This window comes from Advenella alkanexedens, from assembly GCF_019132845.1.
GTDB lineage: Bacteria > Pseudomonadota > Gammaproteobacteria > Burkholderiales > Burkholderiaceae_B > Advenella > Advenella alkanexedens.
Window position 1 is genome coordinate 186799 of sequence record NZ_JAHSPR010000002.1, and the last position, 22467, is coordinate 209265.

At 52.2% G+C, this 22467-nt stretch carries 21 protein-coding genes; 14 read left to right on the top strand and 7 right to left on the bottom strand.

Going from position 1 to position 22467, the window contains the following annotated elements; genetic code table 11:
- Window positions 1-4: 4 nt before the first annotated feature.
- The 5 genes from KU392_RS03330 (at window position 5) to KU392_RS03350 (ending at window position 6527) form a co-directional block, all read left to right on the top strand.
- Window positions 5-583: a DUF4390 domain-containing protein gene (locus tag KU392_RS03330; RefSeq protein WP_217734563.1), complete on the top strand. Its 579-nt coding sequence runs from the start codon at window positions 5-7 to the stop codon at window positions 581-583.
- Window positions 583-2871 (top strand): sensor histidine kinase, encoded by a 2289-nt coding sequence (locus tag KU392_RS03335; RefSeq protein WP_169293654.1) that lies wholly within the window; start codon window positions 583-585, stop codon window positions 2869-2871. The genes KU392_RS03330 and KU392_RS03335 overlap by 1 nt, the downstream gene beginning before the upstream one ends.
- 67 nt (window positions 2872-2938) lie before the next feature.
- Window positions 2939-3658 (top strand): response regulator, encoded by a 720-nt coding sequence (locus KU392_RS03340; protein WP_217734564.1) that lies wholly within the window; start codon window positions 2939-2941, stop codon window positions 3656-3658.
- A 14-nt stretch (window positions 3659-3672) separates the two neighbouring features.
- Window positions 3673-5049, top strand: a complete 1377-nt coding sequence (gene trkA / locus KU392_RS03345; RefSeq protein ID WP_169293477.1) for a Trk system potassium transporter TrkA — start codon at window positions 3673-3675, stop codon at window positions 5047-5049.
- An 8-nt stretch (window positions 5050-5057) separates the two neighbouring features.
- Entirely contained in the window at window positions 5058-6527 is a 1470-nt protein-coding gene (locus KU392_RS03350; RefSeq protein ID WP_169293478.1) for a TrkH family potassium uptake protein, read from the top strand.
- A 23-nt stretch (window positions 6528-6550) separates the two neighbouring features.
- On the opposite strand, the gene KU392_RS03355 is transcribed toward KU392_RS03350, so the two are convergent.
- Entirely contained in the window at window positions 6551-7021 is a 471-nt protein-coding gene (locus KU392_RS03355; RefSeq protein ID WP_217734565.1) for a tRNA (cytidine(34)-2'-O)-methyltransferase, read from the bottom strand.
- 8 nt (window positions 7022-7029) lie between these two features.
- The gene (locus tag KU392_RS03360; RefSeq protein WP_169293480.1) at window positions 7030-7722 is read right to left on the bottom strand and encodes a ComF family protein; all 693 of its coding nucleotides are present in this window, start codon (window positions 7720-7722) and stop codon (window positions 7030-7032) included.
- Window positions 7723-7828: 106 nt separating this feature from the next.
- On the opposite strand from KU392_RS03360, the gene KU392_RS03365 reads away from it, so the two are divergent.
- The 5 genes from KU392_RS03365 to KU392_RS03385 all read left to right on the top strand — a co-directional run bounded on the left by KU392_RS03365 (window position 7829) and on the right by KU392_RS03385 (window position 13482).
- Complete coding sequence (locus KU392_RS03365; protein ID WP_169293481.1) at window positions 7829-8752, top strand: methyltransferase domain-containing protein; 924 nt, start codon at window positions 7829-7831, stop codon at window positions 8750-8752.
- Window positions 8753-8908: 156 nt separating this feature from the next.
- Window positions 8909-9994: a glycosyltransferase family 2 protein gene (locus tag KU392_RS03370; RefSeq protein WP_169293482.1), complete on the top strand. Its 1086-nt coding sequence runs from the start codon at window positions 8909-8911 to the stop codon at window positions 9992-9994.
- Window position 9995: 1 nt separating this feature from the next.
- Entirely contained in the window at window positions 9996-11474 is a 1479-nt protein-coding gene (locus KU392_RS03375) for an ArnT family glycosyltransferase (RefSeq protein WP_343212397.1), read from the top strand.
- A gap of 17 nt (window positions 11475-11491) precedes the next feature.
- On the top strand, window positions 11492-12205 hold the full coding sequence (locus tag KU392_RS03380; protein WP_217734566.1) for a response regulator transcription factor: 714 nt from the start codon (window positions 11492-11494) through the stop codon (window positions 12203-12205).
- Window positions 12202-13482 (top strand): sensor histidine kinase, encoded by a 1281-nt coding sequence (locus KU392_RS03385; RefSeq protein ID WP_211182242.1) that lies wholly within the window; start codon window positions 12202-12204, stop codon window positions 13480-13482. The genes KU392_RS03380 and KU392_RS03385 overlap by 4 nt, the downstream gene beginning before the upstream one ends.
- A gap of 52 nt (window positions 13483-13534) precedes the next feature.
- Here the strand turns inward: KU392_RS03385 and KU392_RS03390 are convergent, their stop codons facing one another.
- Genes KU392_RS03390 through KU392_RS03405 form a run of 4 tightly spaced genes read right to left on the bottom strand, consistent with a single transcriptional unit; the run spans window position 13535 to window position 15888 of the window.
- Window positions 13535-14587, bottom strand: coding sequence for an NAD(P)H-dependent glycerol-3-phosphate dehydrogenase (locus KU392_RS03390; protein ID WP_169293484.1), 1053 nt, complete (start codon window positions 14585-14587; stop codon window positions 13535-13537).
- An 8-nt stretch (window positions 14588-14595) separates the two neighbouring features.
- Window positions 14596-15111, bottom strand: a complete 516-nt coding sequence (gene secB, locus KU392_RS03395; RefSeq protein WP_169293485.1) for a protein-export chaperone SecB — start codon at window positions 15109-15111, stop codon at window positions 14596-14598.
- 46 nt (window positions 15112-15157) lie between these two features.
- Complete coding sequence (gene grxC, locus KU392_RS03400) at window positions 15158-15415, bottom strand: glutaredoxin 3 (protein WP_169293486.1); 258 nt, start codon at window positions 15413-15415, stop codon at window positions 15158-15160.
- Between the two features lie 23 nt (window positions 15416-15438).
- Window positions 15439-15888 (bottom strand): rhodanese-like domain-containing protein, encoded by a 450-nt coding sequence (locus tag KU392_RS03405; RefSeq protein WP_169293487.1) that lies wholly within the window; start codon window positions 15886-15888, stop codon window positions 15439-15441.
- Window positions 15889-16037: 149 nt separating this feature from the next.
- On the opposite strand from KU392_RS03405, the gene gpmA reads away from it, so the two are divergent.
- The 4 genes from gpmA to KU392_RS03425 all read left to right on the top strand — a co-directional run bounded on the left by gpmA (window position 16038) and on the right by KU392_RS03425 (window position 20686).
- Window positions 16038-16790, top strand: coding sequence for a 2,3-diphosphoglycerate-dependent phosphoglycerate mutase (gene gpmA / locus KU392_RS03410; RefSeq protein ID WP_169293488.1), 753 nt, complete (start codon window positions 16038-16040; stop codon window positions 16788-16790).
- Window position 16791: 1 nt separating this feature from the next.
- Window positions 16792-18396 carry a peptidoglycan DD-metalloendopeptidase family protein gene (locus KU392_RS03415; protein WP_217734567.1) on the top strand — a complete coding sequence of 535 codons (1605 nt, stop codon included), beginning with the start codon at window positions 16792-16794 and terminating at the stop codon, window positions 18394-18396.
- A gap of 62 nt (window positions 18397-18458) precedes the next feature.
- Window positions 18459-19931 (top strand): S41 family peptidase, encoded by a 1473-nt coding sequence (locus tag KU392_RS03420; RefSeq protein WP_371808382.1) that lies wholly within the window; start codon window positions 18459-18461, stop codon window positions 19929-19931.
- Window positions 19931-20686: a HesA/MoeB/ThiF family protein gene (locus KU392_RS03425; RefSeq protein WP_217734568.1), complete on the top strand. Its 756-nt coding sequence runs from the start codon at window positions 19931-19933 to the stop codon at window positions 20684-20686. The genes KU392_RS03420 and KU392_RS03425 overlap by 1 nt, the downstream gene beginning before the upstream one ends.
- Here KU392_RS03425 and KU392_RS03430 read toward each other — a convergent pair whose 3' ends face one another.
- The gene (locus KU392_RS03430; RefSeq protein WP_217734676.1) at window positions 20687-22456 is read right to left on the bottom strand and encodes a M61 family metallopeptidase; all 1770 of its coding nucleotides are present in this window, start codon (window positions 22454-22456) and stop codon (window positions 20687-20689) included. It lies immediately after the preceding gene.
- Between the last annotated feature and the right edge of the window lie 11 nt (window positions 22457-22467).

Sequence of the window (22467 nt, forward strand, 5' to 3'; positions counted from 1 at the left end):
TTTCATGTGGTCGTTTTTAGCCGTTTTCCTGCTGTTACCAGTGTGGTTTTCATATGCCCATCAGTTTCAGCAGGCGCAGCCCGATGCCTGGATAGAATCCCTTGAGCTGGACAAGGAAAAAGAGAACTATACCCTGTCGGCCAGTATTTCCTTAAACCTTGGAGAGGAAGTGCGCAATGCCGCTGAAAAAGGGGTGCCGCTTTATTTCACCATCAATATGGAAGTGCTTAAGCCACAGCGCTTATGGTTTGATAAAACAGAATTGACGCAGCAGCATACCTGGCGTATTCAATACAATGCGCTGTTGCGTCAGTGGCGAATCAGTTACGGAGAGCACTCCATTCCAGAATTGTCGCTGGACGACTCCCTGCAGCATATTATTAACCTTGAAAGCTGGCCAATCAATGATCTCGACCAGCTTGATCCCGCCATTAACTATAAAGGTAGATTACGCCTGAAACTGGATACCTCATTGCTTCCGAGGCCCTTTCAGATTAATGCATTCAACAGCAGTGCCTGGTCATTATCAACTCCATGGAAAAATTTCACCTTAAAAGTTTCGGACATAAAACCCAGCTCCTGATTTCATGGCTGGTGAAAATCAGCTTCATGATCATTGTGTTGGCGGCATTTGTTTTGCTGGGTTTGCTGGTTGGATCAACCGGGAACACATCGCGTTTTGCCCAGCAGTTTGATTTGCTGCTGCTGCTTAATGGCGTGTTGGCCCTGGCTTTGTTTATCTGGGTCGCAACACTTACCTGGCGGCTGGTGCGCCAATTGCGCAAGAAAAAGTTTGGTGCCCGCCTGACCTCCCGGTTTGCCATGGCCTTTGCCGTGATGGCGATTATTCCAGGGGTGGTTATTTATTTGCTGTCGGTACAGTTCATGTCCCGTTCTGTCGAGTCATGGTTCAATGTCAAGGTTGACCGGGCACTTGAGTCGGGGCTGGCCCTTGGGCGGGCTTCGCTGGACAGTCAGGTGGCAGATTTGCTGGCCCGGGCAAAAGCCATGTCCAGTGATCTGTCACGGGTATCCGAGCAGGAAATGCCGATGGAACTGACGCGATTGCGTGAGGCTAATGGTGTTGGTGAAGCTCTGGTTTTTTCAGCAGCGGGTAATCGTGTTGTGGCATTTTCCACGTCAAATTTTGGCAGTTTGTTGCCCTCCATGCCGCCGGCCAGTATTGTGAACCAGCTCAAGCTGACGCGACAATATGCCCGCGCCGAAGACACCGGCAACGCTGATACGGAAAACCCTCAGCTCAGGATTCGGGTTATTGTGCCCGTGTTTACCCATTCTTTCCGGTTTGATGTGCCACTGGGCGCCGCGCCTGAACCGTACTGGCTGCAGCTGACCCATCTGGTTCCCGAGAGTCTGGGCAGTCACCTGAATCAGGTGCAACAGGGTTTTCGTGATTACGAAGAGCTGGCGTTGTCCCGGACCGGCATTCGCAATCTGTATGGCATAACCCTGACCATGGCCTTGTTGTTAACGGTATTTGCTTCTATCGGTGTGGCGCTGGCGATTGCCCGTCAGCTGGTTCAACCTCTGCTGAATCTGGCTGAAGGTACACAGGCCGTGGCAATTGGTGATTACCGCCCGTTACCCGAACCCGATGCCAAGGATGAAGTGGGGCAGTTGACACGCTCGTTCAACATGATGACGCATCAGCTTGATGAGGCTCGCAAACAGGTGGAGTTGAATCGTCTTCAGCTGGAGCGTTCCAATGTGTATCTGGAAAGCGTGATGGAGGGCCTGTCATCGGGAGTGATTGTGTTTGATGAGCGCTTTAATGTCACGACCGTGAACAAGGGTGCCCAGACCATCCTGAATGAAGACCTGCGTTCGGTGCCGGGGCGGCCGCTGGAAGTGGTGGATAACCTGATCGAATTCACGCAGGACATCCGCAAGGCTTTTTCCAATCACGCGGCAGTGGGTTCGGGTCGCCATTATTGGCAGGAACAAATCGAAATCATCATTGGTGCGGAATCGGGAGGCGATCAGAAAACGGTTACGCTATTGATGCGTGGCACGCGGCTGCGGGTGGATGGTCGCCAAACCGGTTACGTGGTTGTATTTGATGATATTTCCGAGGTCATTTCTGCCAACCGGGCGGTGGCCTGGGGAGAGGTGGCACGCAGGTTGGCCCATGAAATCAAGAATCCGCTAACGCCCATTCAATTGTCGGCTGAAAGGCTCGCCATGAAGCTGACCGACAAACTGGAAGAGGCCGATGCCAATATGCTGATCCGTTCCACCAATACCATCGTGAATCAGGTTACTTCACTGAAAAAAATGGTGGATGATTTCCGCGAATATGCCCGAACACCGCCTGCACAGATGCAACACGTTAATATTAATGCTTTAATAACGGATCTTGCGTTGCTGTATGGCTGGGACCCCGAAGGAAATCATGCCGAAGAACCGCTGAACCGGCGGGTGGGCCTGAAACTTGATGCCATGCTGCCAGAGGTCGAGGCTGATCCGACCCAGCTGCGTCAGGTGCTGAACAACCTGATGGCCAACTCCCGGGATGCCATGGCTGATATGGAGCTTGACGGAGACGAACCAGGCATCACCATTCAGACCATGCTCACAAAAGTCGCAACAGGTACCAGCGATGAAGGTGAAGCGGTTAGAATAATGATCGAGGATCGGGGTTGTGGGTTTACATCACAGGTTTTACAGAATGCGTTTGAACCATACGTAACAACCAAGGTGCACGGCACAGGTCTTGGTTTGGCAATCGTTCGCAAAATCATCGAAGAGCATGGCGGCAAAATTGACATTTCAAATCGCAAGGAAGGGGGTGCCCGTATCTCGATTTTACTCACGAGACTTGTGAAGAAAAGCAAAAAAACCATGTCCTGATGGTTATAATTCGATTAATCAGATTTAAATAATAGTACTGAAGTACGTTAGTAATAGGTGACTACATATGGCCAGAATACTGGTGGTAGACGATGAAATTGGAATTCGTGAGCTTCTTTCTGAAATTTTGTATGACGAAGGTCATACCGTGGAACTCGCTGAAAACGCTTCCCAGGCACGTGCAGCGCGCCTGAAATACCGGCCTGACCTGGTCTTGCTCGATATCTGGATGCCCGATACCGATGGGGTCAGTCTGCTAAAAGAATGGGGCTCACAGGGATTGCTTGATATGCCGGTAATCATGATGAGCGGCCATGCCACGGTGGACACTGCCGTAGAGGCAACCCGCATTGGTGCCATGGATTTTCTTGAAAAACCCATTACCTTGCAAAAACTTCTTAAAACGGTCCAGTCTGGCCTGGCACGTCCTCATGCCAAACAGGTGTTGGCTTCTGCCGGTCTGGCACCGGCTGCCCGTCCTGTACCCGCCCCGGTAAAAGCACCGGCAGCACCAACCTTTACCGCAGCGCCTGCTGTTGTTGCGGCCGCTGCACCGGTTCAGGAAGCAGCACCTCAGCAACAAGGTTCCATGCTGGGCAACATTACTCTTGACCAGCCTTTGCGTGATGCGCGTGATGAGTTTGAACGGGTTTATTTTGAGTATCATTTGGTACGTGAAAACCACAGCATGACGCGCGTTTCCGAAAAAACCGGACTTGAACGAACTCACCTGTATCGCAAACTGCGTCAGCTGGGTATCGATTCATCCCGCAAGCGTAACACCTAGTTCCTGTCTTCTCCATGAAGATCCTTATCATCGGGGCGGGGCGTGTCGGATCCAGCGTGGCCGAAAACCTGGTGTCAGAGCAGAATGACATCACGGTGGTGGATACCAACCCAGATCGGCTGACCTATTTGCAGGAACGCTTCGATTTGCGTTGCGTGTTGGGTGATGGCTCATTGCCCGATGTGCTCGAGGAAGCCGGTGCCGATGATACCGACCTTCTGGTGGCCTGTGCCGCCACGGATGCCTCCAATCTGGTGGCCTGTACCATTGCCCGTGATACCTTCAATATACCGCGTCGCATTGTTCGGGTCAGGGGGCAGTCTTATTCTGAAAATGAAGCGTTGCTGGCGGAAAGCTTCGGCGTGGATTTTGTGATCAGCCCCGAAAAAAGCGTTACGCAATATCTTTACAGCCTGATTGAATTTCCCGAGGCCTTGCAGGTTGTCGAATTTGCACAGGGTCGGGTGAGCGTGGTCATCCTTAAAGTGGGACGCAAAAGTTCTCTGATCGGCCATCATATCGACGAAACGCATCTGAATCTGCCTAACCTGAATACCCGTATTCTGGAAGTCATGCGGGGTGAGGTGTCCATTCCCATGAACCGGGTGGGGGCCATACAGGCCGATGATGAGCTGGTGCTGGCCATTGATACCCGGCAGGCCCGGGAAAGTATCGCTTCTTTCCACAAAGAAAAAAAACGTATTCGTTCCATCATGATTGCCGGTGGTGGCAATATTGGCTATCGGCTGGCCAAAGAGCTGGCCCAGGACAATTACAACGTTCGCATTATTGAAAGCAACAAGGCGCGTTGCCAGTGGCTGGCATCCATGCTGCCTGAAAATGTGCTGGTCCTGCATGGCAACGGTACTGATGAGTCCTTGCTGGAAAGTGAGAATATTGCCGAAATGGACACCTGGCTGGCCTTAACCAACGACGATGAGGACAATATCATGTCTTCCTTGCTGGCCAAGCGGTTGGGTGCCCGCAAGGTGATTGCTCTTATCTCGCGCCAGGCTTATGGCGAGCTCATGCAGGGCAGCATGATTGATATCGCGGTTTCACCCGCCCAGGCCACGATTGGTGCCTTGTTGCGTGATGTGCGCCAGGGGGCGGTGGTTGCCGGTCATCGCTTGCGTCGTGGCGCTGCCGAGGTGATCGAGTTCGAGGTGCTGGGGGACATCAACAGTTCGAAACTGGCCGACCGCTCGGTGAAGGATATCCAGTTTCCCAAGTCTTCAACACTGGCGGTTATTTTCCGTGAAGGTTACCTGATTATGCCTGAGCCTGATACCGTGATTCGCCAGGGAGATCACGTGATTGTCTATGCGGCAAACCGTGAAACCATGAAAAAAGTTGAAAAAATGTTCCAGGTTTCGGCCATGTTTTTCTAGGAAATTGAATGCGCAGTATTCTGAATGTTTTGCATGCGCTCGGCTTGACCATGGTGGTGTTCTCACTGACCTTGTTGTTTCCTTATTTTTTTTCACGCCTGTTTGAGGATGGTGCCGATCAGAGTTTTCTGACCAGTTTCATGCTGGCAGGTGGCAGTGGCTTGCTGCTTTGGCTGCTGACTTACCCGTTTCGCCGTGAATTGCGTCCGCGTGACGGGCTGTTGCTGGTGTTTCTGGTGTGGACCGTGTTTCCTCTTCTGGCCGCCTTGCCTTTAATGCTGGAAGCGTCTCATGTGGGGGTAAAACTATCATTTACCCATGCCTATTACGAAGCCATGTCGGGGCTGACCACCACGGGGGCTTCGGTCTTGCCAGACGTGACAAAACTGCCCGAATCCCTGAATCTTTGGCGCCATACCCTGGTCTGGTTTGGCGGTATGGGTATTCTGGTGCTGGCCGTGGCCATTTTGCCCATGTTGGGGGTGGGCGGACATCAGGTGATGCGGGGTGAAATCCCAGGCCCCATGAAGGAAGAGAAATTAACGCCTCGCATTGCCGGGACGGCCAAGGTGTTGTATGGCATTTACGTTTCGGCCTCTTTTGTGTGTCTGATTGCCTATCGTCTGGTGGGCCTGAGCTGGTTTGATGCCTGGTGTCATACTGCCTCCACAATGGGTTTGGGCGGTTTTTCCACTCACAGTGGAGGCTTTGTGGATATCAATTCACCGGCTGCTGAAATGGTGGCGATGGTGTTTATGCTGTTTGCCGGCATCAATTTTGCCACTCACTACAAGGCTATTCGTAACCGGGATTTGTCCACTTACCGGTTTTGCCCTGAAACGATTCCGTTTTTGCGTCTGGTGCTGGTCAGTGGTGTCCTGATTAGTCTTTACCTGTTCTTTACCAGTGAATACAGCAACCTGCTTGATGCTTTCAGGTTTGGCATGTTCAATACCATTTCCGTGGCGACCACCACCGGTTTTTCCAATGTGGATTACCTGCAGTGGCCGCTGATTTTACCGATTGTCATGTTATTGCTGGGTGCCTGTGCCACCTCATCGGGATCTACCGGTGGTGGCATCAAAATGATTCGCCTGATTTTGGTCATCAAGCAGATTCGTACTGAAATCCGCCATATTTTGCATCCGCATGCGGTGTTTCCGGTCAGGTTGGGAGCACGCATTATTGACCAGAGCGTGATTATGTCCATCATGGTTTTCATGCTGGTGTATGCCTTGACTTTAATGGCGTTGTCGGCGGTCATGCTGTTGTCGGGGGCCGAACCCACTACGGCGTTTTCTGCCGTTTTTGCCAGTCTTAACAATATTGGTCCCGGATTGGGCAGTGTCGGGCCCATGGGCAATTACAGTGCCTTGTCCGATTTTCAAATCTGGCTATGTACCCTGGCCATGCTGATTGGACGTCTTGAACTGTTCACCGTATTGGTTATTTTTACCCCCGGGTTCTGGCGCCGTTAAAACGTTGCCGCGAATGTTTGTCCCTAGACGCTGCCGGCATAGTCGATCTGTCGCCATGCCTCGTATACGGTAATGGCGACCGCATTGGACAGGTTCAGGCTGCGCGAGTCAGGTCGCATGGGCAGACGCACGGCATTTTCCATTCCGATAATGTCCCATTCTTCGGGTTTGAGTCCGGCTGTTTCCCTGCCAAAAATAAAGGCATCGCCATCGTTAATGGTCATGTTGCCAATGTGGCGTTGGCCTTTGGTGGAAATGGCATGAATATGGCCGGCGGCGGCACCGGTTGATTCGATCGCTTCTTGCAGGAGGTCGTGAATCTTGATGTCGGCCCATTCATGGTAATCCAGCCCGGCGCGGCGCAGGCGTTTGTCATCAAGCATGAAACCCAGCGGCCTGACCAGATGCAGCTGTATGCCGGTGTTGGCGGCCAGACGAATGATATTGCCGGTATTGGCCGGAATTTCGGGTGAAACAAGAATAATGTGAAACATGCGATTGCTTAAAAATGGTTGGGGGGAGTACGGGCAATGGCCAGGGCATCCACGCGTTGCACACCGGCGGCCAGCAGGGCACGGGTGGCGCTGTCGAGGGTGCTGCAGGTGGTGACAATATCATCGACCAGAATGGCATGGGGAATGTCCAGGCGGCGCGAACAATAATATAAACCGGCAGCGGTGGCACGACGTGCGTGACGGGACAGGCTGGATTGCTTGAGATGCTGGTCATGGCGGTGCAGCACAAAATGCTCAACTGGTAATTGTAGTTTTTTTCCCAGCTGTTGTGCAAATTCAGCCGCTGGATTGAAACCGCGCCGGGAAAGTGATTGCCGGCTGCCCGGAATGGGGATCAGGCAGGTGTTGGTCAAGGGCAGCAGACCCCGTTGTTGCAGCTGTTGGCTTAGCAGCTGTGCAAATGCGGGCGCCAGGTCAAGTTGGCGGCCGTTTTTGTAGCGTAATACCAGGCTGTCGAGTGGATGTACGTAATCGAAGGCAGCGATGACCGTTCCGGTATGAAGTGCCTGTTCGCTGCAATCCGGACAAGGGCCCGCGTTGGGCAGGGCCAGGCAGCAGCGGGCACACCGATAGGGGTGGTTTTGCATGGAGTGTAAAATATCGTTGTGGCAGTCGGGGCAGAATCTTTCTCCCGTGCAGACGGTACCACACAAGGGGCAGGTGCCGGGCAGGACAAGCAATCTTTTGTTTGCGTAAGGGTTTTGCACAGAATCGGGGAAGTCTTATTTACAATATGACCTTATCAAATCATTTTCTTCCCGTATTAACAATACGTCAGTGATCTCAATGTCCCAGGCCATTTATTCCCCTCAGGTTTTGCCCATCAATTCCGAGCACGTCATTCGACAATTTTCCCGTCGTGGTTTATTGGAAGATTCCCGGTTTTTTTATGATGAAATCAGCCATCGCATGATCGGGCGTTTAAGTTATATCCGCATCACACCGGAGACGGTGGTTGATGCCGGCTGTGGTCCAGGGCATTCGCTTGAAGCGCTGAAGACGCGTTTTCCCAAAGCGCGTCTGCTGGGGGTGGATAGCTGCCCCTCATTTATTGCGCATTGCAGGAAGACCTTTTTACCCAAGGGCATGCAGGCATGGGTGTCAAAACTGGGCCGCAAAAACCTGGGTGAATTCCATTTGGCCGATCTGGCAAGCATGCCGCTGGAGGCCGAATCGGCAGGCCTGGTCTGGTCCAATATGGCCCTGCACTGGCATCCCGAGCCGCATAAGGTAATTGCCGAGTGGCGGCGGGTAATCCAGGTTGGCGGCATTTGCATGTTTTCCTGTCTGGGCCCCGGCACCTTTATCGAATTGCGCAAAGCCGTTGAAACCGCCGGGATCCAAACCCAAACGGTGCCCTTTGTGGATATGCATGACTTTGGCGATATCCTGCTTGAAAACGGTTTTGTGGATCCGGTCATGGATCAGGAAGTGATTACACTGACTTACCAGAGTCCGCAAAAGCTGCTGCGTGACGTCTCCGCCCTTGGCGGTAACCCAACCATCGGGCGTCATAAGGGGCTGGTTGGGCGCCAATGGTACCAGCGCCTGTGTGATGCCCTTGAGCAGCAGCGACAGTCTGATGGCAAACTGCATTTGAGCCTCGAAGTCGCCTATGGCCATGCCTGGAAAAGTGCCGTACATAAAACGGCAGCGGGTGAAACCCGTATTTCCCTGAGTTCCATTGGGGGCAGAAAATCAAAAACCTGAACTATTCATGACCCATTCATGACGGTTCCTGCACAACGCACGTTTTCGGACGTGCTTTTTTTTGATATTTACTTGATTTTTGATTGATGTTTCCTTGTTGCGCCAAGACGTACTCTTACGCCTGTCATGTTTAAAAGATGAAAGCAGGTGCTGTCAATGAGTGCAATGGAAGAAAACGGGACATCTTTATTTCAGGCTGAAAAAGGCCTGGTTTTATCTGTCGTGATTCCGGTTTATAACGAAAGGCAGATGTTGCCGTTACTGTTTCCCCGGCTGGCCTCGGTTCTGGATCCGCTGGAGATCAATTATGAGCTGGTGATGGTGGATGATGGCAGTCGCGACGGGTCGGGGCATTTCCTGGCCGAGCGCGCCGCTTGGGATGAACATCTGAAACTGGTCCGTCTGAGCCGCAATTTTGGCAAGGAGGCAGCCCTGAGTGCCGGTCTGGCCTATGCCGGGGGACAAGCCATCATTATTATGGATGCCGATTTGCAGGATCCACCTGAGCTGATTCCGGATATGTTGCAGGCCTGGCGCGAGGGTGCCGATGTTGTGAGCATGAAGCGCCGTTCACGGGCCGGTGAAACCTGGTTCAAGCAATTTTCCGCCCATGCTTTTTATCGTTTGCTGAACCGCATCAGTGAGGTTGAGATTCCTGAAGATACTGGTGATTTTCGTTTGCTCAGCCGCAAGGCGGTTAATGCCATGAGCCAGTTGGGTGAGCGCAATCGTTATATGAAGGGGTTGTTTGCCTGGATTGGCTTGCCCACCAAGGTGATTGAATACGACCGGCTACCCCGTGCCGCAGGTACCAGCAAGTGGGACTATCCCGGCCTGATGGGGCTGGCTTTTGAGGGAATTACTTCATTTTCAGTGGCACCTTTGCGCCTGACCATGGCGGCTGGCATTTTGACTGCACTGGCAGGTATTTTGTTTGCCCTGTGGATTGTCGCTAAAACCCTGGTACTGGGAGAGCCGGTGCAAGGCTATCCTTCGTTAATTTCCATGATCACTTTTCTGGGAGGGGTCCAGCTGATTTCAATTGGACTGCTGGGCGAGTATGTGGGCAAAACCTATTTTGAAGCCAAGCAGCGTCCGGTTTACCTGATCAGGGATGTACTGCGTAAAAATAAAGGGCAGGCCCTGGAACCGTTTGTGGATACTACCCGTGAAATGAATCGCTCAGCGGTGAATCAGCAGCAACAGACGGTTCGAGAGTTGATGGTTGTAAAAGGAAATTAAAGTGACGCGCAGGATTGGTTTGTGGTGGGTGACGGGTGTTTTATTGTGTCTGCCCCTGATAAGTATGGTTTTGATGCCGTTGTCTGATACGTCTGAGCCACGTTATGCGGAAATTGCCCGTTTGATGGCGCAAAGCGGTGACTGGATTACGCCCTGGTTTGAACCGGGCAAGCCCTTCTGGGGCAAGCCACCGCTGTCGTTCTGGGCACAGGCATTGTCCTTCAGGCTGCTGGGCGTTAACGAGTTTGCCGTGCGCTTTCCTTCATGGTTAAGCATGGTGGCAACCGTGGGGCTTCTTATTGCCTTTACACGGGCTTTTTTTGGCCGGCAGCTGGCTCAGTGGGTCGCAGTGGTGTACAGCTCCTGTGCCCTGGTTTATATCACTTCGGGGGCGGTACTGACTGATCCGTTTCTGGTGCTGGGCACGACCTTTAGCATGACGGCTTTCATGATGGCCCGGCATTATCCGTCCCTGTTCTGGCGCTATGGTTTTTTTGTGGGACTGGCCATTGGTCTGCTCGCCAAAGGGCCTTTGGCGCTGGTTCTGGTTGCCGGCCCGTTGCTGTTATGGTTGTTGCCCAATATCGGTGGCCGGATGGTTCAATTCAGGGCATTGTCCTGGACGCGGGGTTTGCTCTTAACCGCGCTAATCAGCCTGCCGTGGTATGTGATGGCAGAAATCAAGACCCCGGGATTCCTGAATTATTTCATCGTGGGTGAGCATTTTCTGCGTTTTATGGATCCGGGCTGGCAGGGGGATTTGTATGGTACCGCTCATGAAAAAAGGCATGGTACGATCTGGTGGTATTGGTTACAGGCTACCTTTCCATGGGGCTTGTTTGGCATAGGCTTGCTGCTGAGCAGCCTGGTGAAAAAAGGTGTGCGTGCCGTTATCAAGCCGCTTGCCGATTCAGCCCAGCTATCGTATTTGCTGGCCTGGGCGTTATTTACTCCTTTGTTTTTCACCTTTTCGGGCAATATTCTCTGGACCTATATTTTGCCTTGCCTGGGGGCTTTCAGCATACTGATGGCGCTTGGCTGGCGCAATTGGGTGGAACAAAGTACGTGGCAGTTTGCCGGAAATACCCGGTGGATGGCGGCGCTGGTGCCGATGATACTGGTTTTGCTCAGTCTGTTTGCGTATGTTAGTCCGAATCACTTCAAAACAGAAAAGGGTCTGGTTCATTTTGCCGCCTTGCAGACGAAGGCCGGGACGCCTGTTTATTATGTTGATGATCGTCCGTTTTCAGCCCGGTTTTATTCTGGCGGAACCGCAGAATTGTTGAAGATTAATGAGGTTTCTGCCAAACTGGACAACAGTACATTGCCTGTGTTGCTGGCAATACCCAAAAGGCGTCTAAACGAGGTTGTGCATGCGTTAAGCGTACCGGTACAAAAGCGTTATGAAAACAAACGTTATATTTTGTTTGAAACCAGTCCTGGTCTTGCACAGACAGCCATGTCCATAGTGGCAAACTGATTTTTTTCTGAAATTGCATGAATACATCTACAAAGCCCATTCGCATGCTGGTGGTTGAGGATCATGTCGGGCTGGCCGAGAACCTGTCCGAGTATTTTGAAAATTCGCATTATGTGCTGGATTTCGCTTCGGACGGTTTAACGGCCCTGCATCTGATTGCCACCCATGAATACGATGTCATTGTGCTGGATGTCATGTTGCCCGGCCTGTCGGGGTTTGATATCTGCCACCGGATCCGTAACGATATCCAGTGTACGACGCCGGTTATCATGATGACCGCCAAAGACCAGCTTAAAGACAAGGAAGAGGGCTTTCGGGCCGGTGCCGATGATTATTTGGTCAAGCCGTTTGACCTTCGTGAGCTGCAACTGCGGGTCAATGCCCTGTACCGCCGCAAAGAGTGCATGGGCAAGACCCCAGGGATCGAAGTGCCGGGTATCCGTTTTGACCCAGGCAAGCTGACGGTGCAGGTCAATCATAGCGGTTCTTTGGAACTAAGTGGCACGATGGCGCGTATTTTTGAGGAACTCATTAAAGCCTATCCGGGTTTTCTGTCTTATGAGCAGTTGCAAGAACGGATCTGGGGGGAAAAAGAAGTGGATATGAATACCTTGCGTACCCATGTGTATACCTTACGTAAATTATTGCAGGATACTTTCGGGTTTTCCATGATCAAGACCATGCACGGGCGCGGTTACCGCTTGACTTCACCGGCACAGGCAGAACAATGAGGTCCATTTCCCGACGCATTCATCGCGCCATCCTGCTCGTTAGCATGGCATGTATTGCGGTGATGGTGGTGATGGTGCTGGAAGTCAATGAAGACCTTGAACGAACCATGCTGCAGGTGGAGTTTGAGCAGGAACTGGATTTTATTCTTGAAAACCGTAATGATTCCGAATTGTTTGTGTGGGAGGGCTTTAACCAGCAGTTGGTGTTTGTGCCCCAGGGGCAGGCAACACCATCACAAATGCCCGAGATTTTCAAGGATTTGCCGCTGGGTTTCTCTGATGAGATCCAGCGGGGCAAAAACACCTATCTGGTCAATATTGCTATTTTACCCAAAGGGGTGGTGTATATGGCCAAGGATATTACCCATTTTGAAGATCGCGAACTCCTTTTCAGCATCGCGCTGGTTGTCATGACGCTGCTTATCATCGGCCTGGGTTTGTGGATGGCAACTTTAAGCAGTCGACGGATCGTTGATCCCTTGCGCAAGCTGTCAGAGCAAATCAGTGAGGTGCCGGTGGGTTCGCAAATGCCGCGTATTCCGGTTAATTACACAGACAGCGAATTGTATTCAATTGCGGAAACCTTTAACCGTTTCCTGGGTGAGCTTGAATCCTATGTGCGCAGGGAGCAATCGCTGCTCAGCCTGGCCAGTCATGAGCTGCGCACGCCAGTGGCGGTCATGTCCGGGGCGCTTGATATCCTGGAAATGCGCGGGCAGCTCAAGCCCAATGATTTGGCAACTGTGGCCCGCATGCGTAATGCCTGCACGGAAATGCGCAGCAATGTAGAGGTTTTGCTTAAGCTGTCGCGTAACCAGGCCGACGGTTCTCCGGTCAGGGAGGTTGTTTCACTGACAGCCTTGCTTGAAGAGGTTCTGGATGACCTGAATAATTTATTCACGGTTCGGGCCAGGGTGCGTCTGACGGTCATGGACACGATCAAGCTCAGGAGTGATGCTGTCCTGGTGAAAATGCTGTTGCGTAATCTTATCCAGAATGCCCTGCAGCATACACAAAAAGAAATTGATATTACCGTGAGTAAAGGCATGATCCAGATACAGGACAGGGGGGCAGGCTTGACGGCCGGGCAAAAAGCCATTCTTGGCAGGGAACGGCAAGTGGTGCCGGGCAGTGCGTCTTTAAATGGTCTGGGTTTGTATATTGTGACTTTGATGTCCGAGCGCTTGCAATGGCCTTTGCAAGTGATCCGCAGTGATTCGAATGGCAGCGTGATTCAGTTAAGCATTCCCGCAGACCAGATCCTTGGCAACCATTAAGGCATGGAGGCAAGGTCTGGGGAAGTGTTGCCAGGCGTGGTCAGCAGCAGGTTTACCCGGCCGGCCACTCGGCCTTGGCTTCGCGTGCCAGCAGGTTTGAAACCGCCTGCAGGGGCGGCATGGCATTGAACAGGACATCGCAGACCGCTTGAGTGATGGGCATCTCGATGTTCAGGGCAGTGGCGCGTTTCAGGGCATCACGGGCGCAGCGAACGCCTTCAGCGGTCATGCCTGAGGCAAGGATGTGATCCAGCGATTGGCCTTGTCCCAGGGCCAGCCCAACCTGACGGTTGCGTGACAGGTCGCCGGTGGCGGTCAATACCAGGTCACCCAGCCCGGTCAGGCCTGAAAAAGTGGCGGCTTGTCCGCCCAGGGCAATGCCCAGTCGGGTAATTTCAGCCAGGCCACGGGTAATTAATGCGGCACGGGCATTGGCGCCCAGTTCAAGACCATCTGAAATGCCACAGGCAATGGCCATGACGTTTTTAAGTGCGCCACCCACTTCCACACCAATGACATCGTTGCTGGCATAAATACGGGTGTTATTGGCATGCAGGGCAGCCGTGGTGTTCTGGACGGTAATGTCGTTATGACTGGCAATGGTCAGGGCAACCGGCAGATTGCGGGTGACTTCTTTGGCAAAGGACGGTCCTGACAGTACACCGGTATTGGGTATTTGGCTGCCAAATACGGAATGCACGATTTCGTGTGGTAATTGTCCGCTGTTTTGTTCAAAACCCTTGCAAGTCCAGACAATGGGCGTATCGGTTAGTTTGGCGTTTTGCAGCAGGGGCAACCAGGTCTCGCAGGTGCTGCGCATGGCCATGACAGGTACGCCAAGTATGATTAATCTTTGCTCTGGGGGGAAACCTTGCAAATGGGCAATGGCCCGATCAGGGCTTGTGGTGCTTTGCAGGCAGTCGGGCAAGGGAAGATCACCCAGGTATTTGGTATTGTGGTGTCGGGTATTGACGTCTGATGAAACCGCTTCGTTGCGGGCCAGCAGCAGGGTGGGGGCATTATTGGCTGCCGAGGCAGCCAATGCGGTTCCCCAGCTACCCGCACCTATAACCAGTACATGAGGCGAAGCACCGGGAAGTGACATGCGAGCCCTTACTGACGGGTGGCGCCGGGAGGCAGGATGATGCCGGAATCTTCAGGGGCGGCACTGTTTTGTTGTGCCTGTTGGGCTTCCTGGATTCGTTGCTCGTACAGGGCCTGGAAGTTGACTTCTGCCAGGTGCAGCGGTGGCAATGAGGTACGGTTGATGGCGTCAGCAATATTGGCGCGCAGGTAAGGGAAAAGCATGGTGGGGCAAACAATGCCCAGAAGTGGATCAAACTGCTCTTCAGGGATGTTGGCAATTTCAAAAATACCTGCCTGGGTGCCTTCAACCAGATACAGGACTTTGTCAGCAATCTTGGTGGTGACGGTGACGCGTACGGTGGCTTCGAAAATGGTTTCTGCCAGGCGCTGACCGCCTACGTTCAGGGAAATCTCAACTGCCGGTGTTTCCTGCTCAAGGAAAATCTGGGGTGAGTTGGGCATTTCCAGGGACAGGTCTTTCAGGTAGACGCGTTGCAAACTGAATGCGGGATTGGTGTTTTCTGTTTGTTGCTCTTGGGCCATGCTGTTTCCTATGTAAGAAGATTAAAGGTTAAATTGCGCTGCTGGCTTAGTCGGCCAATAGGGCAGTCAATTCACCGGCGCGATCAAGTGCCATCAGGTCATCACAACCGCCTACATGTTTGTCGCCAATGAAAATCTGGGGAACGGTGGTGCGTCCGGTGCGCTCAATCATAACAGCCCGTTGTTCACGGTTGGTGTCAATGCTGATTTTTTCCAGATTTGTTACGCCACGCTCGATGAGCAGCTTTTCGGCACGGATGCAATACGGGCAGGTTGCCTTGGAGAACATAGTGACTTTTTTCATGATGCTTTTTTTATGTAAATGATTTAACGGTTGTGCTTGCGCTGGGCAGTTGCCGTGTGTTTTTTAAGAGGCAGGCCATCCTGGGTCCAGGCTGAAAGGCCACCCGAAAGCACGTGAACCTCTTCAAAGTTGAGCTTTTTCAGGGTGACGGCCGCTTTTTGTGCGGTACGCCCCATATTGCAGACCAGAATGATAGGCTTGCTTTTGGACAATGAAGCCGTTTTCTCTTCGAGTTCGTCCATGGGAATATTACGGGCCTGCGGAATAGAGCCGTTTTTGTATTCTTCAGCGGAACGGATGTCGATGAAAATGGCAGCCGATTTATTGGCCATTTGCACGGCTTCTTTGGTGCTTAACATATTGGACTGGCCGCCAAAACCGCCTTTGCGAACATTGGGAAGGGCCAGCATGATGCCTGAAACCAGGGCAAAAGCTAAAAAATAAATGGTATTTTGGTAAAAAAGAAAATCCACGTTTAATCCTGTAGTGTTGCTTTTTTTAAGCTTAATTCTCAGATTATAAAATAGCTGGACAAATAGAGATAAGACTTCGCTAAAATAACAGAAAATTGTTTGGGTATTGAATTGTTTATTTCTTAATTTAGTGGAAAAGAGCTCATAGTATGTACAAAATCGTCTTAATGCGTCATGGCGAAAGCCAGTGGAATCTTGAAAACCGTTTTACCGGCTGGACCGATGTTGACCTGACCGATTTGGGTCGTCAGCAGGCATGGCAAGCCGGTGAACTGCTGAAGCAGGAAGGGTTTTCATTTGATGTGGCTTATGCTTCCGTCTTGAAACGGGCCATTCGTACTTTGTGGATTGCTCTGGACGCCATGGACGCCATGCATACCCCGATTCACCTGAACTGGCGCCTGAATGAGCGTCATTACGGTAACCTGCAGGGTCTGAATAAAGCGGAAACTGCAGCCAAGTATGGTGATGAGCAGGTTCTTGTCTGGCGTCGTGCCTATGCTATCGCTCCTGAACCTCTGGATCTGGATGATGAGCGTCACCCCCGTTTTGATCCCCGTTATGCGCGCATTCCTGCCCAGGAGCTGCCGGCGACCGAATGCCTGAAAGACACAGTGGCCCGTGTCCTGCCTGTCTGGAATGAATCCATTGCGCCTGCCATCAAGTCTGGCAAGAATGTGCTGATTGCCGCCCATGGCAACAGCTTGCGTGCACTCATCAAGCACCTTGATAGCATTTCCGATGATGATATTGTTAATTTGAATATCCCCACCGGGCAGCCGCTGGTTTATGAGCTTGATGAAAGCCTCAAGCCTATCCGTCATTACTATCTGGGCGATCAGGAAGCGATTGCCGCGGCGGTGGCTGCCGTGGCCGCTCAAGGTAAAGCCCAAAAGGACTAATGTGACCAGGTGGGTAATTTGCATTTCCCTGTTTGTGCTGTTAGGCACCGGGCCGGTCATGGCCCAGACGACCGCTGCATTAAGCGAACAGCAAAAAACGGCAGAAAAGCAGAAAGCCCGCCTGCAAAACCAGATAGAAGAAATCCAGAAAAAAATCAAGGCGCAGGAGTCGGATAAACAAGACGTTACCGATGAGCTGCGCAAATCCGAAACGGAAATTTCCAAAATAAATGCCCGCCTTGATGACCTTCAGGCACAGGGTAAACGCGCCAAAAAAGAATTGGGTGAGCTGCGTAAGCAGCAGGATCGCCAGCAAAAAATCATGGAGCTGCGCCGCGAAGAGTTGGCGGCTCAAATGCGTACACAATATACCAGTGGACTGTCTCCGTGGGCAGCGTTGCTGTCAGGCGAAGATGCCCAGAAAATAGGTCGGGACCTGACTTATCTGGGTTATGTGGCCAAGGCACGGGTTGAGTTGGTTCAGAAACTGGAAACGGAAATTTCCCGACTGGATGAGCTGAAGAAAAAAACGGCAGATCACCAGAAAACCCTGGACCGTCTGGCCGAACAAACGCTGGCAGGTAAAAAAGAACTTGAGACCGAGCAAAAAAAATACGCGGCTGTCTTGAAGAAAATTGAAAAAGATTTAACAGACCGACGCTCACAGGCTGTCAAGCTGGCCCAAGATGAAAAGCGGCTGAACAGCCTGATTGAAGATATTCAGAAAGACATCTCCAGGCAGCTGGAGCAGGCCCGACTGGCAAAGATTGCCCAAGAGAAAGCCGAAGCTGAAAAACGCAGGGAAGCATTACGTCAGAAAGAACAGGAGGCGGCTTTGGCCAGAGAGCAGGCAGCCAGGGCAGCCATTGTGGCCAAACAGGCCGAAACGCAAACAGAGTTGGCGTATGTGGTGCTGCAAAGCGCTGTGGTGAATCAGGAAAAGCAAACCCAGGTCTTGACTCAGGCGCAACAGCAGGTGGCCCAGGCACAAGACGAGCAGCAGCGTCAGCAGGCCCGGCAGCAGGTGCAAAATGCCTTGCAGCAAACCGAACAGGCTCGCCAGGAACTGGCACTGGCCCGACAACAGGCTGAAAATGCTGAAATTGAACGGGCCAAGGCACGGATTCAAAAAGAAAAAGAGGAGCAGGCGGCCTTGCTGGCTCAAAAGGCCCGTGAAGATGAACGCCGGGCAGCGGCCAATGCCGAATCGGGTGCAACCGGTTTGCAAAAAGGCGCACCCTGGCCGGTGCGTGGTACCCTGCAGGGGCGTTTCGGTACGACCCGGCCCGATACCGGTGGCGTATGGCGGGGTATCCTGATCAGTGCCAATGAAGGCACACCCGTGCGTGCCATTGCGGGTGGGCAGGTGGTGTTTTCATCCTGGGTGCGTGGATTTGGCAATCTGGTCATTGTTGATCACGGCAATAACTATATGAGTGTGTATGGATATAATCAAAGCATCCTGGGCAGTGTGGGTGATAATGTCCGTGCCGGACAAACCATTGCCCGTGTAGGGTCAACCGGTGGTCAGGTTGATCCTGCCCTGTATTTTGAAATTCGTAATGGCTCCACGCCTGTTGATCCATTAACCTGGTTATCAAAATAATAGGGCTGGAACCCATACCACTTACCACTGAAACTTTATTCGATTGTAGGCAGGAGTCTCTTGTGACAAGCAGAAAACGATTGGTCAGTTACATGGTTGCGGCAGGCTTGCTGTTAACAGCCGTCATGCCAGCATGGGCGCAAAAGGTATCGCATGAACTTCCTTATGAGGAATTGCAGCGCTTTGCCCGAGTCTTTGCCGCTATCAAGAATAATTATGTTGAACCGGTTTCAAGCCAGGAGCTGATCGCATCTGCCATTAAGGGGATGGTCAATGATCTTGATCCGCACTCTTCTTTTTTGGATGAGGATGAGTTCGAGGAAATGAAAGAATCCACCGATGGCGAATTTGGCGGGCTGGGTATTGAAATTGGTGCCGAGCAGGGGTTGGTTAAAATTATCGCTCCTATTGAAGACACACCGGCGGCCAAGGCTGGCATTATGCCGGGTGACTTGATCATAAAAATCAATGGGGAAAGCACCGAAGGCATGCCCATGAATGATGTCATCAAGCAATTGCGTGGTGAACCGGGCAGTGAAATTGTCCTGACGGTGAAAAGGTCTTCTTCGGACGAACCGTTGGATATTAAAATTGTTCGTGACATAATCCAGATTCGCAGCGTACGCAGCAAGCGCTTGCCTGATGATATTGGTTATGTGCGAATTTCCCAGTTTCAGGAACGCACCGGGGCCGATTTGGCCCAGCATTTGGCAGACTTGGGTAAAGGCAAGCCCCTGAAAGGGCTGGTGCTTGATTTGCGTAATGACCCGGGCGGTTTGCTCAATGCCGCCATTGGCGTTTCCGCCGCTTTTATCGAGCCCAATAAGCTGGTGGTTTCAACCAAGGCCCGCGAACAGGAAATGCAGCGTTATCTGGCGGTGCCATCCGAATATGCACCTGATGAATCCGATTACCTGAAAAATCTGCCCGACTGGGCGCGCACGGTGCCGTTGGTGGTGCTTATTAATGTGGGTTCGGCTTCTGCTTCGGAGATTGTGGCCGGTGCCTTGCAGGATTATGAGCGTGCCACCATCATGGGTAACCGCAGTTTTGGTAAGGGTTCGGTACAGGTTGTTATGCCATTGGACGACAATACCGGCATTAAATTGACCACTGCCCGTTATTACACACCGCTTGGACGCTCCATACAGGCCACCGGTATCGAACCGGATATTGTTGTTTCCGATACCAAAACGGGTGACCTGTTCAGTTTTCCACGGGAAGCGGATTTAAGTGATCACCTGAATAATGACCAGGCGCCTGAAGCCAGCGGGAAGGGTACGGTCAAGACAGACAAGGCGGCTAAAATGCTTAAAGAACCTGAGGAAATGTTTGAGTTTGGCTCCAGTGACGATTTTCAGTTGCAGCAGGCCATTAATCATTTAACCGGAAGAAAGGTTGATCAGGGGGTTATCACCAAAGAAAAGCCCAACGGCCTGACTAAAGAAGAAATGGAAGCGGTCAAACCATCAGACAGTAATGATGCCAGTGGCGGTGAGTCTGGTGATAAAAGTGCTGCAAAGCAGAAAAAATAATGGATGATTCTCAGTTATTGCGTTATGCCCGGCATCTGATGCTGGATGAAATAGGCATTGAAGGCCAGCAGAACATTATGTCCTCCAGGGTGTTGGTGGTGGGCGTGGGTGGTCTGGGTTGTCCGGCGGCCGCTTACCTGGCAGCGGCAGGGGTTGGGCAGCTGGTGCTGGTTGATGATGATCAGGTGGAGTTAAGCAATTTGCAGCGACAAATCCTGCACACGACCGGGCGGATCGGTCTGCCCAAGGTGGAGTCGGCACGGCAGGCTTTGCATGCCCTGAATGCAGAGCCGCTTATCGAGTGCCATGCCCGCCGTCTTGACGGGCCGGGTTTGATGGAGCTGGTTAAAGATGCCGATGTGGTGCTTGACTGCACGGACAATTTTACGACCCGGCATCATATCAACCGGGCTTGTGTGGCCCTGAAAAAGCCGCTGGTATCGGGGGCGGCCATTCGTTTTGACGGGCAAGTGGCGGTTTATGACCTGCGTCATGACGACGCCACCTGTTATGCCTGCCTGTTTGATCCTTCAGATAATCTGGCGCCTGATAATTGCGCCACGCTGGGGGTGTTTGCACCGCTGGTGGGTATTATTGGCAGCATGCAGGCGGCAGAAGCGCTTAAGTTGCTGGTGGGCATGCCCGCTGGCCTTGAAGGGCGTTTGCTACAGCTTGATGTGCGGACCATGCAATGGCATGCAATGCAGGTACAGAAAAACCCGCATTGCCGGGTGTGTGCTTCAGTACATGCCTGATTAAGCCTGTACCGGCTCAATCAGGCACGTGTTCAGTGCGGGTGGATTCAGGGCAAGACTAAAGCAGCGTAGTTCATCACGCCTGAATACATGGATAAGGACTTTTTGCCCTGGCTGGTAGCGTTTCAGCAAGGTTTCCAGATTGTCGCTGTCCACTTTGATGCCATCAATGGCCACCAGGGCGTCTCCCGCGCTGAGCCCGGCCTTGTGGGCCGCACCATGCTCAATCACGCTGCCAATCTGGCAGACATTTCCGGTCACCTTGGTGCGTATATCCAATGATGGGGTTTGATTGCTGCTCTTCCAGCTCAAGGTCAGATTCTGGCCGGCCAGCAGTTCTTTTAATGGAATATCTTCCGTGCCGTATGCGTAGCGCGTAATGTAGTCGCTGGCATCAACCCCGGTTGCGCTTTTGATGACTGTAGCCATCTCGTCTTCTTTTAGACCCTCGGCTGGTTTGTTGAAAAAGTCGCGACCGTAGCGTTGCCATAGCAGACGCATGACGTCATCCAGTGATTTCTCATTGCGGGTGGCGTTGCGGATAGTCAGGTCAAGGCCCAAGGCAACCAGTGAGCCTTTGGTGTAGTAGCTGACGATGGCATTCGGGGCATTTTCATCCTGCTTGTAAAACCTGGTCCAGGCATCAAATGAGCTTTGTGCCACACTTTGCTTGAAACGTCCTGGCAAGGCATGGACGTTGGCAATGGTTTTGGCCAGTAGGCCCAGGTATTGTTCCTGTGTGATCAGGCCGGCCCTGAACAGGCTCAGGTCGTCATAGTAAGACGTGAAGCCTTCAAACACCCAGAGCAGGTCGGTGTGGCTTTCAGTATAAAGGTTATAGGGCGCAAATGCTTTAGGCTTAATACGTTTTACGTTCCAGGTATGAAAGTATTCATGACTGACCAGTCCCAGGAAGTTACGGTATTGTTCGCTTTGTTCGGGATTGCCAAGGGTGGGCAGGTCATTGCGTGATGCCATCAGGGCGGTCGAGGAACGATGCTCAAGACCACCGTAATCTTTGCCGGTCACCATGGTCATGAATACATAGCGATCGGAGGAGTCCAGGAATGGGGCCTTGTGTGTTTCGGGTTCGAAAAACTTGATTTGGTATTCGCAAATGCGGGCGGTATCGGCCGCAATGCGGGCCAGATCCAGGTTGGGAATCTGGCCGGTAAACACCATTTCATGTGTGGCGCCACACGCCTTGAAGGAAACCACCTGAGGTGTGCCCATTTCAACCGGGTGGTCTATCAAGGCATCATAGTTGGGTGCCAGGTACATGCCAAAGCCATGACGTTTGGCGCAGCCAGTGTGTTTTTTTGCCTCGGGCAGGCTGGTGTACACTTTCCAGCCGTTAATCGAGTCGGGTGCCTTGATATTTAACAGGCAGGGCCGCTCTTCCTGTTCATGCACTTGCAGGAAAACACTGGTGCCATTGAAGAAGCCATGCGTTTCATCAAGGTGTGCGCTGCGCACCGATAAATCCCAGGCGTAAACGGTATAGGAAACATGCAATGGTCCCTGGCAAGCCTCTATTTGCCAGTGGTTGTTGTCGATTTTTTCAACCGACAGTTTCTTTTCACCACAACGGGCTTCAATGCTTTCAATGTTGCGGGCAAAATCCCTGATCAGATAACTGCCGGGAATCCAGGCGGGCAGGGAGACTTTTTGGCCGTTGGGGGAGGGGGCGGGAATGTCGATATTGACAAAAAAACGATGGCCGGCCGGATCGTGGGGGGTAATGGTATAAATAATTTCGTTCATCGGGATTTTTTCTATTT

What these genes read in the sequence shown, in the direction of transcription:
- KU392_RS03330 (WP_217734563.1), top strand. Translation starts at nt 5, where the DNA reads ATGTGGTCGTTTTTAGCCGTTTTCCTGCTGTTACCAGTGTGGTTTTCA.
- KU392_RS03340 (WP_217734564.1), top strand. Translation starts at nt 2,939, where the DNA reads ATGGCCAGAATACTGGTGGTAGACGATGAAATTGGAATTCGTGAGCTT.
- trkA (WP_169293477.1), top strand. Translation starts at nt 3,673, where the DNA reads ATGAAGATCCTTATCATCGGGGCGGGGCGTGTCGGATCCAGCGTGGCC.
- KU392_RS03350 (WP_169293478.1), top strand. Translation starts at nt 5,058, where the DNA reads ATGCGCAGTATTCTGAATGTTTTGCATGCGCTCGGCTTGACCATGGTG.
- KU392_RS03355 (WP_217734565.1), bottom strand. Translation starts at nt 7,021, where the DNA reads ATGTTTCACATTATTCTTGTTTCACCCGAAATTCCGGCCAATACCGGC.
- KU392_RS03365 (WP_169293481.1), top strand. Translation starts at nt 7,829, where the DNA reads ATGTCCCAGGCCATTTATTCCCCTCAGGTTTTGCCCATCAATTCCGAG.
- KU392_RS03370 (WP_169293482.1), top strand. Translation starts at nt 8,909, where the DNA reads ATGAGTGCAATGGAAGAAAACGGGACATCTTTATTTCAGGCTGAAAAA.
- KU392_RS03380 (WP_217734566.1), top strand. Translation starts at nt 11,492, where the DNA reads ATGAATACATCTACAAAGCCCATTCGCATGCTGGTGGTTGAGGATCAT.
- KU392_RS03385 (WP_211182242.1), top strand. Translation starts at nt 12,202, where the DNA reads ATGAGGTCCATTTCCCGACGCATTCATCGCGCCATCCTGCTCGTTAGC.
- KU392_RS03390 (WP_169293484.1), bottom strand. Translation starts at nt 14,587, where the DNA reads ATGTCACTTCCCGGTGCTTCGCCTCATGTACTGGTTATAGGTGCGGGT.
- secB (WP_169293485.1), bottom strand. Translation starts at nt 15,111, where the DNA reads ATGGCCCAAGAGCAACAAACAGAAAACACCAATCCCGCATTCAGTTTG.
- grxC (WP_169293486.1), bottom strand. Translation starts at nt 15,415, where the DNA reads ATGAAAAAAGTCACTATGTTCTCCAAGGCAACCTGCCCGTATTGCATC.
- gpmA (WP_169293488.1), top strand. Translation starts at nt 16,038, where the DNA reads ATGTACAAAATCGTCTTAATGCGTCATGGCGAAAGCCAGTGGAATCTT.
- KU392_RS03425 (WP_217734568.1), top strand. Translation starts at nt 19,931, where the DNA reads ATGGATGATTCTCAGTTATTGCGTTATGCCCGGCATCTGATGCTGGAT.